Source organism: Nonomuraea sp. NPDC050643 (assembly GCF_040654715.1).
Taxonomy (GTDB): domain Bacteria; phylum Actinomycetota; class Actinomycetes; order Streptosporangiales; family Streptosporangiaceae; genus Nonomuraea.
On sequence record NZ_JBFAIM010000010.1, the window covers coordinates 137,234 to 150,736 of the forward strand.

General features: G+C 71.9%; 11 protein-coding genes. 5 read left to right on the top strand and 6 right to left on the bottom strand.

The features are described 5' to 3' along the window. Positions 1 to 120: 120 nt before the first annotated feature. The 3 genes from AB0I15_RS15455 to AB0I15_RS15465 all read left to right on the top strand — a co-directional run bounded on the left by AB0I15_RS15455 (position 121) and on the right by AB0I15_RS15465 (position 4,474). Positions 121 to 2,949, top strand: a complete 2,829-nt coding sequence (locus tag AB0I15_RS15455) for a phospholipase A2 (RefSeq protein ID WP_358095088.1) — start codon at positions 121 to 123, stop codon at positions 2,947 to 2,949. A 271-nt stretch (positions 2,950 to 3,220) separates the two neighbouring features. Further along, positions 3,221 to 3,904 (top strand): response regulator transcription factor, encoded by a 684-nt coding sequence (locus AB0I15_RS15460; protein WP_358095090.1) that lies wholly within the window; start codon positions 3,221 to 3,223, stop codon positions 3,902 to 3,904. A 132-nt stretch (positions 3,905 to 4,036) separates the two neighbouring features. Further along, complete coding sequence (locus tag AB0I15_RS15465; RefSeq protein ID WP_358095091.1) at positions 4,037 to 4,474, top strand: hypothetical protein; 438 nt, start codon at positions 4,037 to 4,039, stop codon at positions 4,472 to 4,474. Positions 4,475 to 4,513: 39 nt separating this feature from the next. On the opposite strand, the gene AB0I15_RS15470 is transcribed toward AB0I15_RS15465, so the two are convergent. The 4 genes from AB0I15_RS15470 to AB0I15_RS15485 all read right to left on the bottom strand — a co-directional run bounded on the left by AB0I15_RS15470 (position 4,514) and on the right by AB0I15_RS15485 (position 9,539). Further along, on the bottom strand, positions 4,514 to 5,893 hold the full coding sequence (locus AB0I15_RS15470; RefSeq protein WP_358095093.1) for a 5'-nucleotidase: 1,380 nt from the start codon (positions 5,891 to 5,893) through the stop codon (positions 4,514 to 4,516). 144 nt (positions 5,894 to 6,037) lie between these two features. Further along, complete coding sequence (locus AB0I15_RS15475; RefSeq protein ID WP_358095095.1) at positions 6,038 to 7,171, bottom strand: right-handed parallel beta-helix repeat-containing protein; 1,134 nt, start codon at positions 7,169 to 7,171, stop codon at positions 6,038 to 6,040. Between the two features lie 195 nt (positions 7,172 to 7,366). Continuing rightward, a complete protein-coding gene (locus AB0I15_RS15480; RefSeq protein ID WP_358095097.1) occupies positions 7,367 to 7,981 on the bottom strand; it encodes a hypothetical protein in 615 nt (204 codons plus the stop codon). Between the two features lie 118 nt (positions 7,982 to 8,099). After that, a complete protein-coding gene (locus AB0I15_RS15485) occupies positions 8,100 to 9,539 on the bottom strand; it encodes an MFS transporter (RefSeq protein ID WP_358095098.1) in 1,440 nt (479 codons plus the stop codon). Positions 9,540 to 9,649: 110 nt separating this feature from the next. On the opposite strand from AB0I15_RS15485, the gene AB0I15_RS15490 reads away from it, so the two are divergent. Both AB0I15_RS15490 and AB0I15_RS15495 read left to right on the top strand, forming a co-directional pair. After that, a complete protein-coding gene (locus AB0I15_RS15490) occupies positions 9,650 to 10,093 on the top strand; it encodes a MarR family transcriptional regulator (protein WP_358095100.1) in 444 nt (147 codons plus the stop codon). A 73-nt stretch (positions 10,094 to 10,166) separates the two neighbouring features. After that, positions 10,167 to 11,723 carry an SDR family oxidoreductase gene (locus AB0I15_RS15495; RefSeq protein ID WP_358095101.1) on the top strand — a complete coding sequence of 519 codons (1,557 nt, stop codon included), beginning with the start codon at positions 10,167 to 10,169 and terminating at the stop codon, positions 11,721 to 11,723. On the opposite strand, the gene AB0I15_RS15500 is transcribed toward AB0I15_RS15495, so the two are convergent. Then, a complete protein-coding gene (locus tag AB0I15_RS15500; protein ID WP_358095102.1) occupies positions 11,720 to 12,883 on the bottom strand; it encodes an MFS transporter in 1,164 nt (387 codons plus the stop codon). The two genes, AB0I15_RS15495 and AB0I15_RS15500, sit on opposite strands and share 4 nt — an antisense overlap. After that, complete coding sequence (locus tag AB0I15_RS15505) at positions 12,880 to 13,497, bottom strand: GntR family transcriptional regulator (RefSeq protein WP_358095104.1); 618 nt, start codon at positions 13,495 to 13,497, stop codon at positions 12,880 to 12,882. Before AB0I15_RS15505 ends, AB0I15_RS15500 begins: the two co-directional genes overlap by 4 nt. Positions 13,498 to 13,503 lie beyond the last annotated feature (6 nt).

Below are 13,503 nucleotides of genomic sequence, written 5' to 3' on the forward strand. Positions count from 1 at the left end.
TCAGCGAGATCCCCGGGCCTTACAGCCGGTTTTACAGTGAGGCGGTTCATTCAGCCACGGCCGCCATCAGCCGAGCGGTGATCGGCCGATGACGCCAACCCCCTCACGAGGAGAGCCCTGGTGTCCCATGCCCACGAACGAAGAACAAGCGTGCGCGTACGCGTACTCGCCCTGGTCACCTCGCTGATCGCGCTGCTCACCGCGATCAGCGCGCTCCCCGCCGAAGCAGCGGCCGCACAGGCCGGCCTGATCGGTGAAAGCCAGTTCGTTCCCGTGACGCCGGCACCCTTACTGGACACCAGGTCGGGCAACGGCGCCGCCGCACCCGGCAAGTTACCCGCGCGCGGCTCGGTGACGTTCCAGGTGACCGGGCGGGCCGCCATCCCGGCCACCGAGGTGTCGGCGGTGGCGTTGAAGATCGAGGCCGTGGCGCCGGAGAGGTTCGGCTGGCTGACGGTGTACCCGTCGGACGCGCCGACCACCAACGCCACCGTGACGTTCTCGGCCAAGGAGAACACCGCCGGGGCGGACCACACGCGGATCACCTCCACCGGCAAGATCACGATCACCAACAACAGCGACGCGCCGGTGCACGTGCTGGTGGACGTACGGGGTTACTTCCGCGAGGCGGCCACCGTGGCGGGCGGCACCGAGTACCACCCGCTGCCCACCGCCTACCTGTACGACACCCGCCCCGGCCACGGCCTCGGCACCGAGACCAAGGCGCCCATCCCCGCCAAGGGGTCGCTGACCTTCCAGGTCGCGGGCGTCTCGGGAATGCCGGCCACCGGCGCGACCGCCGTGGCGCTGAACCTGGTCGCCGCGAACCAGAAGACGACCGGCTGGCTCTCGGTCCGCGCCTCCGACCGGCCCGACCCGATGGTGTCCACGGTCGCGTACGTGCCCGGCGAGCACAACGGCAACCTGGAGATCGCGCAGCTCACCTCGACCGGCAAGCTGACGATCGCCAACCACAACGACACCACGGTCGACGTGTCGGTCACCGTGCGCGGCTACTTCAAGGCCACCGGTGAGAGCGGCGGCGCGCAGTACAAGCCGGTGGCGACCAGGACCATCGTGCAGACGCTCGACGGCACCGGCATCCTCGAGCCAGAGGGCGCCGTCGAGCCCCTGGCCGCCGGGCAGTCCCTGACCTTCGACGCCGCCGGCGCCGCAGGAGTCCTGGCCGGCCACGTCCAGGCCGTCGCGATGAACGTCGGAGCGCGCCGCCCCACCCAGAACGGCTGGCTGTCGGTCCATCCGGCGGGCGGCGTGGACCCGGGTGTCTCCAGCGTCAACTACGGCAAGGACGGCGACACCACCAACGGCCTCGACCTGGCGATCCCCGACACCGACGGCTTCGTCACCATCACCAACCACGGCAGCGCCGCCGTGCACGTCCAGGTCTCCGTCCGCGGCTACTACCTGACCCCGTCGAACGCGGCGCTGATCCTGGACCAGGCCCAGGCCGAGCCCGGCGACCAGCTCACCCTCACCGCGGCCGGCCTGCCCTCGGGCGTCACGTCCGTCCAGGTCGCCTCGCCCGTCATCGAGGGCGGCACGGCCACGCTCACCCGCCCGGCCCCCGGCGAGGAGCCCGTCGGCCGAGCCACGCTCCTGGGCGGCACACTTCCCGGCGTGTACCCCCTGACCGGCGCCGTCGGCACCGCGACCATCACCGCGCAGGTGGAGGTCACCGGCCCGGCCACGATCGACCCCGTCACCAAGGCGCCCTCGTTCGCCGCCGCCGACGTGGACGCGGCGGGCACGATGCTCACCCGGACCCACCTGGCCGCGTCCCCGGCGATCGACCGTCCGGACCAGGGCGTGCTGGGGGCCGGCTGGCGCCCGGAGGCCCTCGGCGGCATCGCCGCGAGCCGGCTCGACGACCACGGCGCCGACGGCTTCATCGAGGTCACCGACCAGGATGGCGACACCGTCCGCTACACGAGGGGCGCGGACGGCGTCTACACCGCCGGCGAGAGCGCCACGCTCACCGTCGACGCCGCCGGCACGATCACCGAACGCCCGGTCGCCGGCCTGACGCTCACCTGGTCGCGCGTGGCCGGGCACTGGCTGGTCACCGCCGTCGCGACCGCCGAGGCGGGCTCCTCCGCCGTGGTGTACGACCAACAGGGCCGCGTCGGCCGTGTCGTGACCCCGGGGGAGACGGCCGAGGGCGCCGTCCCCGCGGCCTGCGGCCCCGACCCCGGTCCCGGCTGCGCCTCGATCACGCTCACCTACGCCGGCGGCACCACCGCCACGGCCGGCGTCCCGGGCGACTACGAGGGACGGCTCAAGTCCATCGCCTACAGCGCCGACGCCGGCACCGCGCCCTTCACCGCCGCCACCTACACCTACGCGACGGACGGCCGGCTCGCCGAGGTCACCAGCACGCCCGGCGACGGCACCGAGCAGCGCGTGGAGAGCTACGGCTACGACCAGGCCGGCCGCCTGGCCCGGCTCGCCTCCTCCGAACGCGGCACCTGGACCTTCGGATACGCCGCCGACGGCACCCTGACCCGGCAGGACAAGGCACGACTCGTCGTCGCCGCGGCGGCCCGCTGCCGCTACGCCTCCCAGTACATGTGGGGCCGCGACTACTGCTGGGCCAGGAACAGCACCGTCAAGTACAAGGGCAAGTGGCGCAGGGTGGGCTGGCGCAAGACGCCCACCGGGTTCGGCGTCGTCGGCATCACCCACGACCACTGCACCTCGAGCATCGACAGGCCGGCCGGCTTCAACTTCATCCCCGCCTGCGACATGCACGACTACGGCCGGTCGCTGATCCAGAACAAGTATCTCCCCAAGAGCAAGAAGGGATCGGTCGACGCGGTCTTCTACACCACGCTCCGCGACAAGACCTGCCCCGCGTACGGCGGCTACTTCGGGGGGCGGTGCAAGAAGATCGCCTGGACCTACTACAAGATGGTGAGAAAGTTCGGCTGACCGGAGACCTCTGACGGGCGTGACGCGCTGACGGCGTCACGCCCGTTCTCGTGTTCACCGGGAACCTCACGCCGGGCATCCCCGCGTGAGAGGCGACGGCACGGAATCGATGCGATCAAGGATCTGGCCGAGCGGCCGTCGATGAGAATACGGTTACGCGTCTAGGGACACGTCCGAGCACGCTGGAAAGGATGCCGAAGCCGAGGTGTTACTCCGCTACGTCGACGATGGGTCGCACATCCGGGTCGATGCCACACCGCGGTGGTGATCGGTGACCGACACGATCCGTGTGCTCCTGGCCGACGACCAGGAGCTGGTCCGCACCGGCGTACGGCTGGTGCTCCGCCGCGAACCCGGCATCAAGGTCGTCGGAGAGGCCGCGGACGGCAGGGAGGCGCTCGACCTGCTGGACCGGATCGCCGTGGACGTCGTGGTGATGGACGTCCGCATGCCCGGCATGGACGGCATCGAGGCGACCAGGCGCATCAGCGCGCGCGGCGACGGGACCCGGGTGCTCATCCTGACCACCTTCGACCTGGACGAGTACGTCTTCGGCGCGCTCAAGGCGGGCGCGAGCGGCTTCCTGCTGAAGGACTCGGGGCCGAAGTACTTCGCCGAGGCGATCCGCGTCGTGCACAGCGGCGAGGCCATCATCGCCCCGTCCACGACCAAGCGCCTGCTGTCCCATTTCCTGCCCAGCGCGTCGCGGCGCAGGCCCGACGCGCGTCCCGACCGGCGGGCGGCGCTGCTCAGCCGGCGTGAGCGTGAGGTGCTGACCGAGGTCGCCGCCGGCCTGTCCAACGCGGAGATCGCGGCCCGGATGTACCTGTCGGAGGGAACGGTCCGCACCCACGTGAGTCACATCCTGGCCAAGCTCGACCTGCGCGACCGCGTCCAGGCCGTCGTCTTCGCCTACGAGAACGGCCTCATCGGGCTGGGCGGGTCGGCGACCTGATCCTCCGCTCGATCAGGAAAGCCGCCGACGCTCTCATTTCTATGTATATCGGTCACGGCTCTGGGCAGGGGCGGCAGCGGAAAGCAACCCCCGGGGTTCGTAGTGGCACCCCGCTATTGGAGGTTCGACCTCATGCTCGCCGCCCTGGCCATTCCGCTCCTGGTGTTGATCGGCCTGATGCTCATGCAGCAGTTGGAGGACGTCCTGCTGCCCTCCGCCCCGACGTCCCCGCAGCCCTCCGCCCCGCCCCAGGCCGAACCCGCCACCGACCGGGACGGACCGGCGGCCGTGAGCGCCCGGCACCCCGCCCGCACCCACCCCGCCCGCACTGATCACGTCCGGCTGCGCAGAAGCGCCGGGCCCGCCTGCCCCAACCAGCGCCGGCACGCCGTGCAGCGCCCCGTCCCACCCCAGCGAATCCCGGAAGCGGCACCGATTCTGAGCGAGCCGGTCCTGAGCGAGCCGGTTGTGAGCGAGCCCGTCCTGAGCGAGCCGGTGCTGAGCCGGCCGGTTCCGCGTCAGGCGCAGGCTTCCGCGTTCACCCCGATCGAGCTGCGGGTCGAGGCGTGACGGCGGTCCCCGGACGGATCCGGCGACCGCCGCGGCGAGCTATCGAACCGTGACGCGGTCACCCTTCGGCACGCGCACCGGCGAGTGATCGGCGATGTACGCCGCCAGCGCCGCCTTGTCGTCCGGCCCGCTGGTGGCCACGCGGGTGCTCCCGGTCCACTGCGGGAAGCCCTGCCAGCCGCCCATCAGGTGGTAGTTGGCCGCGATCTTGACGACCTGGGTGTCGGACACCGGCTTGCCGTTCAGCGTCAGCTCGGTCACCGCCCCGCCGGTCAGCGTGTAGCGGAGCGAGGCCGAGGGGGTGAGCACCCCGGCCGACGGGCTCGAGGGCACCAGGATCTTCTTGAGCTGCGCGCCGGTCATCGACCGTACGTCCACGGCGAACCCGGCGGGCTGGATGTGCCACAGGTCGATGAAGGGGATCGGCCCCTTCTTCAGCCCCTGACGCATCCCGTAGATGCTGACGAGGGCGGTCTCCGCGCCGGTGACGCGCCGCACCGACTCCAGCATGGCGTCCGCGACCAACTCGGCGATCGGCCCGCCGGTGCCGGTCCGCGCGATGTCCCCGGCGGCCTCGCCCACGATCGCCTCGCCACTGGGCGGCCGGCACGCGAAGTAGTACAGGACGTTGGACCGGCGGCCGCCCGGCTGGTCGAACTCGATCCGCACCGAGTTCTCGGCCGTCTCCCAGTCCCACGCGAGCGTCTCCAGCACGGTGGAGTACGCACCCCCATGGCCGGCCGGCACGTTGACGGTCTTCCACTCCTCGGTGCCGACCCGGCGGTAGCGGACGGTCTGCGCGCCCTCCGGCAGGTCCTCGAAATAGCCGTGGACCTTGAAGGTCACGGGGCACTTCACCGCGGTGGTCCGCTCGAAGGCGATGGTGGCCCCGCGCTCGCGGTGCTGCCCCGGCGTGTCACCGCTCTGCGCGGGGGGAGGCGGGGTGGCCTGGTCGCCCGGCTCGCCGGGCGTCTCCACGGTGGTGACCACGCTGTCCCACACGTCGCCCGCGCCCACCTCGTCGGCGCCGGTGCAGGTGACGGCGAACGAGGCCCTGCCGGAGGTCTTGCGCACCGGGCTCGCGAGGCGGACCGCGCCCCAGCCGCGGGCGTCACCGTCGACCTTGACCGAGGTGGACAGCCGGACGGTCTTCAGCCCCTTGCCGCCGACCTTGTAGGTCCTGGCGCGGCCGGTGTCCCCGTCGCTGAAGGTCCAGGCGTACTTCAGCGTCGCCGGTGCCTTGACCCGCACCGTGGTGGCCAGGGTCACCGTCGTGGGGCATTCGCCGGTGTGGGTCTTCGGCAGGGCGGAGGCCGTACCGAAGGAGACCGGATGCGGGGCGGCCTGCGCGCCCGAGACGAGGGTGCCGGACGCCAGGGCGACGACCGCCACCAGCCCTCCGATACGACGTCCGGCCATGGTTAAGAACTTCACGGGATCCCTCTCGCGTGATCATGAATGTGCAGGAATCCTGGCAGACTTTGATCAAGGGGAAATAGCGTTCGAAAAGAGGGGCTTGTGAGCGCGGGAGGCCGGCCGCGCTCACGGCCCTGGGACGGACTGTCAGATGGAGATGCGGCCCGCTCCGGCGCCCGAGCTCACGATGGACTTGACGCTGGAGGCGCTGTCGAGCGTGTACGAGTAGGGGATCGACCGGACGCTGCCGCCCTGGTCACCGCTGCCGGAGTTGACGAAGTGGTTGTTGCGGGCCACCAGGTTGGCGGGCGGTGAGCTGCCCTCGCCGCGGTGGAAGGGGTCTTCGGTGTTCTCGAAGTAGTTGCCCTCGACCAGCACGCCGGCCTCCAGCGTGGAGGCCACGCCGTAGCTGCCGACGCTGCGGTAGAAGTTGTTGTAGACGTGCACCGGGTTGCCGAAGCGCACGCGCGGGTGGCGCTGGTTGGTGCCGTCGAACCAGTTGTGGTGATAGGTCACCCGCAGCCGGTTCCGGTCCTCCGAGGCGTTGTCGTCGCTGTGCCCCAGCAGCATGGTCTTGTCGTGGCTGGAGAACCTGTTCCACGAGACCGTCACGTAGTCGCTGGCGCGCTTGATGTCCAGGGCGCCGTCGTAGCCGTTGCTGAAGGAGTTGTGGTCGATCCACACCCGGGTCGAGTACTGGACGTTGATGCCGTCGTCGCCCCAGTTGCGGAAGGTGAGGTTGCGGATGATGACGTTGGACGCCTGCGAGACGTTGAAGCCACAGCCGGAGATCGTCGCGCCGGAGTTGCCGATGACGGTCTTGTTGGAGGCCACCCGGAGCATGCCGGAGCACGAGATCGTGCCGGAGACCCTGATCACCGCGGCCGAGCCCGACGACAGGGCGCTCGAGAGGGCGGAGGACGACGACACGTTCGTGGTCGCCGCCGTGCCGCCACCGGTGGTGCCGCCGCCCTGGGTGGCCCAGCCGACCAGTGGGGTGTCGGCCGAAGCGGGGGGTACGGCCACGGTCAGCCCGGCGAATGCCGCGGCCAGGCCGGTGGCGAGGGAGAGGGTACGTCGTGCTGTGCGCATGATCGCTCCTACTGCGGGGGGTTGTCGGCGGGTGACGTCCGAGCCACCGCCGATCTTGGTGGGCGTGTCGCCCGGAGGGGTGGCCGTCACGTCGGAGAGCGTGCGGGCGCCGGTGCCGTGCCGACGGGCCATCGTGCCGCCGGGGGCCGGTACGGCCACCGCCGTCCGGGCTCGGATCGTCCTGCGCACAGTCGACTCCTCGTGACGACCTTGACTGGCGTCCACGTATGTGAACGACAGGCACGGTAGTGAACGAGTGCGAATGTAGGAAAGCGCTTTCCGTCCGTCAACACACGGCCGCCGACCCCGCGCGGCGGGATCGGCGTCGTGGCCGGTCAGGACATAACAGCCCAGATTTCTGAGAGTGAAACTTTCAAGTCGGGATCAGGTCAGGGCGAAGACGACGATGGCCACGCCCAGGGTGAGATCGAGGACGGCGCAGAACTCGGCGAGCGAGCGCGCCACGACCTTGCGGGCCCGCCAGACGATCACGTCGAGCGTGGCGTGGCCGATCAGCGCGGCGGCCACCAGCAGGCTGCCCAGCAGCGGCGACAGGGACAGGGCGACCAGGGCGGCCGCGCCGAAGACCACCATGGCGGGGATCTGCAGGGCGTCGAGCCGCGGCCGGCGGGGCAGGTCGCTCACCAGGCCGATGGCCAGCGTCGTGACGGCGCCGGCGACCATCGCGGGCCAGGGATCCTGGTCGAACACCCGGAGCACCGTCACCGCCACCACGGACAGGCCGAACAAAATCCAGACCACGCCCGGCCGGCCCGTCATGGCGGTGGCGAGGTAGATCAGGGCGGCGAGGAACACGACGAGGGCCTGATCGCGGCCGTCCGCCCCGTTCGTCCCCCGGTCCATCGTCATGTCCATCGCCGACAGGACCATGGCCAGCAGGCCGAGCGCGGTGGGCCAGCGGTGCGCGAGCGAGGACAGCACCCGGGCCGCCGGAGAGCGGTGCGCGGTGCCGGCGGGCGGGGAGGAGGCGTTCGTCATGACCCTGACCTTGGCCGCCCGGCGGGCCCCGGCCCAAGATCATCTGGGCAAGGTGTCCAGAATCTTGGGAGCCTGGTCCGAAGTGCGCGTGGTCGGGGTCGCTCCCGGCGGGGCCGGCTCAGTGCTTCACGGCGTGCGCGGGGGCCTCGGCGTGCACGGTCGGAGGCTCGGCCCGGCGGGACGGCAGGGCCATGGTGACCGCCGCCGCGACGAGCGCGGCGCCGCAGCCGATCAGCATGCCGGTACGGAACCCGGCCTCCGACGGAAGCGCGCGCCCGGCGAACTCGATCGTCAACTGAGACAGCACCACGCCCACCACCGCGGCCGACACCGTGGTGCCGATCGAGCGCATCAGGGTGTTGAAGCTGTTGGCGGCGGCGGTCTCCGACCGGGGCACCGCGCCCATGATGAGGGCCGGCATCGAGCCGTAGGCGAAGCCGACGCCGATGTTGCAGATGCAGGTGACGATCAGCAACCCCCAGGTGGAGCCGAGCAGGGCCATGGAGGAGCCGTACCCGAGGGCCATGATGAGGCTGCCGACGATCAGCGTGACCTTGGGGCCGCGGGCCGCCGACAGGCGCGCGCTGACGGGGGAGATGATCATCATCATCAGCCCGGAGGGGGCCATCCAGAGGCCGGCGGCCAGCATCGACTGGCCGAGCCCATAGCCGGTGGCCTCCGGGAGCTGCAGGATCTGCATGACGATCAGCGCCTGGGCGTACATGGAGAAGCCGACCACGATCGAGGCGATGTTGGTCAGCAGCACCTGGGGCCGGGCGGTGACGCGCAGGTCGACCAGCGGGTCCCTGGTCCGCAGCTCCCACCAGCCCCACGCGAGCAGGACGACCACCGCGGCGGCCAGCAGCCCGAGCGTGGTGCCGCTCGCCCAGCCCCAGTCGGCGCCCTTGGAGACGCCCAGCAGCAGGCAGATCAGGCCGGTGCCGAGGCCGAGCACCCCCACGACGTCGATGCGGCCCCGGGCGCCGGTGGGCGTGACCGGGACCAGGAGCCAGATGAGGGCGGCCACCAGCAGGCTCAGCACGGCCGTGGCCCAGAACAGCACCCGCCAGCTCGCGTACTCGGCCACGGCGGCGGCGATCGGCAGGCCGAGCGCGCCGCCGATGCCCATGGACGAGCTCATCAGCGCGATGGAGGGGCCGAGCCGGGCCGGCGGCAGCACGTCGCGCAGGGCGCTGATGCCCAGCGGGATCATGCCCATGCCCATGCCCTGAAGGCCCCGGCCGATGATCATGGGGGTCAGGGATCCGGCGAGCGCGCACACCACGCAGCCCAGGATCAGGGGTAGCGAGCAGACGAGCATCATGCGGCGCTTGCCGTACAGGTCGCCCAGCCGGCCCATCACCGGGGTCGTGACGGCCCCGGCCAGCAGCGTGGTCGTGATCACCCAGGAGGCGTTGGACGCGCTGGTGCCCAGCAGCCGTGGCAGCTCGCCGATCAGCGGGACGACCAGGGTCTGGGTGAGTGAGGCGACGATGCCGGCCACCGCCATCACGGTGACGATGCCGTTCGGGCGGGTGCCTGCTCTTTGCTCTTCCACGCGGATCCCCCTTCAAGCTCTCGACGTTGGAAGCGGTGTGCACTCTACACATAGAGTGTTACGTGCACATGATGTGGGGGTTGCACACCTCGAAGCGGAGAAAGACCGGCATGGACAAGCCCACCCACCTGATCGAGTACGAGACGATGCTGCTCGGGCAGCACCGTCACCTCGACCGCAGCGCGTACATCCTGCTCAGCCGCATCCGCATGGAGGGCATGATGTCCATCGGCCAACTCAGCGAGGCGTTCGGCCTGGACGTCTCGACGCTCAACCGGCACACCTCGGCCCTGCTGCGCGCCGGGCTGGCCGAGCGCATCCCCGACCCGGACGGCGGCATCGCCCGCAAGTTCCGGCTCAGCGCGGCGGGCGAGCGCTATCTCGACGGCGAGCGCGCCCGGCACCTGCACGGCCTGGAGCGGGTGCTGGCCGCCTGGACGCCGGAGGAGGTCGCGGACTTCGCCGCCTACCTCGGCCGCTTCAACACGGAGGTCGAACGCCTCGGCGGCCGCCCCTGGCCCCGCCCCGGCCGCGAGGCCCAGGCGGGCGTGTAGGCGTTCACCGCCTGAGGCAAACGCCCCTGGCTGGGTATACGGGGACGGAACGGTCTACATCGGGGGAGTGGGCATGGCACGTTGCCTGGTCACAGGGGCGACCGGCTACATCGGGGGCCGGCTGGTGCCCGAGTTGCTGGCGGCCGGTCACGAGGTCCGCTGCATGGCCCGGTCGCCGGACAGGCTCCGGGACCACCCGTGGGCGGTACGGACCCAGATCGTGCGGGCGGACGCCGCCGATCCCGGCCCGACCCGGGCGGCCCTGGAGGGCGTCGACGTGGCGTACTACCTGATCCACACCATGGGCGGATCGGGGCAGTTCGCCGAGAACGACCGCCGGGCGGCCGAGACGTTCGCGGCGGCGGCCGCGCAGGCGGGCGTGCGCCGCATCGTCTACCTGGGCGGGCTCGTCCCGGACGAGCGGCTCTCGCCGCATCTGCGGTCGAGGGCCGAGGTGGGCGAGGTCTTCCTGCGCGGCGGCGTCCCGGCCGTGGTGCTCAGGGCCGCGGTGATCATCGGCTCGGGCTCGGCGTCGTTCGAGATGCTGCGCTACCTCACCGAACGGCTGCCGGTCATGACGACGCCGAGCTGGGTGGGCAGCCGTACGCAGCCGATCGCCGTCCGCGACGTGCTGCGCTACCTCACCGCGTGGGCGAGCGTCCCCGCCGAGGTCAACCGCGCCTTCGACGTCGGCGGCCCCGACGTGCTGACGTACGCCGACATGATGCGCGGGTACGCCGCCGTCGCCGGTCTGCCCCACCGGGTGATCATCCCCGTGCGCGTGCTCACCCCCAGGCTGTCGAGCCTGTGGGTCGGCCTGGTCACGCCGGTGCCCTCGGGCATCGCGCGCCCGCTGGTCGAGTCGCTGCGCAACAACGCGGTCTGCGGCGAGCACGACATCGCCCGGTACGTGCCCGACCCCGAGACCGGCCTGATCGGCTTCAGGGACGCGGTCTCCCTGGCGCTCAAGAAGATCAAGGAGGCCGACGTCGCCACCCGCTGGTCGTCGGCCTCCACCCCGGGCGCCCCGAGCGACCCGCTGCCGACCGATCCCGGCTGGGCGGGCGGCAGCCTCTACATCGAGCGCCGCGCCATCCGGGTGGACGCCTCCCCCGAGGCGCTGTGGCAGGTCATCGAGAGCATCGGCGACCGCAACGGCTGGTACTCCCTGCCGACCGCCTGGCGGCTGCGCGGCCTGCTGGACCGGCTCGTCGGAGGCGTCGGCCTGCGGCGCGGGCGGCGCGACGCGAACAGGCTGCGGGTGGGGGACGCCATCGACTTCTGGCGCGTGGAGGAGGTCCGGCCCGGCCGGCTGCTGCGGCTGCGCGCCGAGATGCGGCTGCCGGGGCTGGCCTGGCTGGAGCTGAGCGTCGCCCGTTCCGCCGGCCGGACCGTCTACCGGCAGCGGGCGATCTTCCACCCGCACGGGCTGCTCGGGCATCTCTACTGGTGGGGCATCTCACCGTTCCACGGCCTGATCTTCGGGCACATGCCGGTCAACGTGGCCGCGGCGGCGGCCCGCCGCGAGGCCGCCCAGCCCTCACGGCCACCCGCCGGACGCGACCACCTGACGGCCACGCCGGATGCGGGCCGGTCTTCCGTGCCGGGTGGCGGGCCGGGCGCGGGTTAGGTTTCGGAGTCGGGGATCGCTCCGGCCGACCAGGCCGCCAGTCCCAGCGTCGCGCCCGTCATCATCAGGACGCCGGACACGCCGCCGGCCGTCGCGGCGGCGCCGCCCAGGGCCGGGATCAGGGTCTGGGCGAGCCGGTTGCCCGCGATGCGCAGCGACAGCACGGTCCCGCGGGTGCCGGACGGGGCGAGCTGGGTGACCCAGCCCATCGTGATCGGCTGGCAGACCCCGGCGGCGAAGCCGTACACGGCGGTGAGGGCGATGAGCACGGCGACGGGGACGGGCAGCGTCAGGCCGCAGAGCGTCAGGGCCGACAGCGCGCAGGCCACCACGGTGAGGCGTCTGCGCCCGAGCAGCCGTACCAGGTGGCGCAGGTAGATGCGGGACACCATCTGCGTCAGGGAGCGTGCCGCGAGCATCGCCGTCACCCACGCGGGCGCGATGCCGCGCCCGTGCGCCAGCGCCGGCAGGTACGCCAGCGTCACGTCGATCGACGCCAGGATCAGCGCGCCGACCAGCAGCGCCCGGTACATCCCCGGCAGGGCGAGCAGCCGCCGGGCCGGCCACCGCCCCCGCACGCCCGGCACCGGCGCGGCCTGGGAGCCGAACCCGAAGGAGACCGCCAGCGTCACCAGGCTCGCCAGCCCGCACACGGCGGCGATCGGCGCGAGGGGCGGCGCGTTGCCGCCCGGCACCGGCGGGATCAGCAGCAGCAGCGGCCCGAGTCCCTGCCCCAGGGACGTGATGAACGTGTATCCGCCGAAGGCGGCGTCCATCCCGCGGCCCCGCGCCCGGCCCGCGACCGCCGACTGCTCGGCCACCATCGAGAAGACGATGCCGATGCCGAGCAGACCGGTGGCGGTGATCAGCAGCGGCAGCCGCGTGGAGCCGGCGAAGGCGACCGCCGACGCGGCCGTCAGCGCGACCCCGCCGATCACCATGCTCGGCCGCTCGCCGACCCGGTCGACCAGGCGCCCGGTCGCCACCGCCAGGATCAGCGGCGGCAGCGCGAACATGGCCGCGACCACGGCCACCCACGCCGACCCGTACCCGAGCTCCAGCACCGCGTACGACAACGCCGGCCGGATCGCGTAGCTGACGACCTGGACCAGGATCGCGTGCACCACGAGCAGCGGCCAGAAGGCCCGCCCGCCGGTCATCGCGGAGCGTTCTTCAGCGCCTCGATGACGCTGCGCAGATGAGCGCGCATGGCCGCCTCCGCCCGCTCCTCGTCGTGGTCGCAGATCGCCTCGATGATGGCGAGATGCTGGGGCAGCGACACCGCCGCCCGGCCCGGCCGGAGGGCCAGCCGCACCTGGTGACGCGTCAGGTTGCCCCGGATCCGCTCGATGATGTCACCGGCCGCCGACTGGCCGCTGATCCGCCGGATGAGCGTGTGCAGTTCCTTGTTGCAGGCCGAGTATTCGAGGAGGTCGCCGGCGGCCAGGTGGTGTCGCATGCGCTCGCCGATCGAGCGCAGCATCGCGGCCCCCACCTCGGTGACCGCCTGGGCCGCCTTGGCCGCGCACAGGCCCTCGACGACCATGCGGATCTCGGTGAACTCGATGGCCTCGGCCAGGGTGATCGCCCGTACCCGGGCGCCCCGGTGCGGGATCCGTTCCACGAGACCCTCGCCCACCAGGTCGGTGAGCGCGTTGCGGATGTGCGACCTGGACGCCCCGAACTGCGCGCAGAGGTCCGCCTCGATGAGGCGCTGGTTGGGCGCCAGGTCTCCGTCGAAGATGGCCGTGCGGATGCGGTCGACGAGGTTCATACGCCC

Excerpts from the sequence above, each read along its gene's own strand:
- AB0I15_RS15465 (WP_358095091.1), top strand. The coding sequence starts at position 4,037 with ATGCTCGCCGCCCTGGCCATTCCGCTCCTGGTGTTGATCGGCCTGATG.
- AB0I15_RS15470 (WP_358095093.1), bottom strand. The coding sequence starts at position 5,893 with ATGGCCGGACGTCGTATCGGAGGGCTGGTGGCGGTCGTCGCCCTGGCG.
- AB0I15_RS15480 (WP_358095097.1), bottom strand. The coding sequence starts at position 7,981 with ATGACGAACGCCTCCTCCCCGCCCGCCGGCACCGCGCACCGCTCTCCG.
- AB0I15_RS15490 (WP_358095100.1), top strand. The coding sequence starts at position 9,650 with ATGGACAAGCCCACCCACCTGATCGAGTACGAGACGATGCTGCTCGGG.
- AB0I15_RS15495 (WP_358095101.1), top strand. The coding sequence starts at position 10,167 with ATGGCACGTTGCCTGGTCACAGGGGCGACCGGCTACATCGGGGGCCGG.
- AB0I15_RS15500 (WP_358095102.1), bottom strand. The coding sequence starts at position 12,883 with ATGACCGGCGGGCGGGCCTTCTGGCCGCTGCTCGTGGTGCACGCGATC.
- AB0I15_RS15505 (WP_358095104.1), bottom strand. The coding sequence starts at position 13,497 with ATGAACCTCGTCGACCGCATCCGCACGGCCATCTTCGACGGAGACCTG.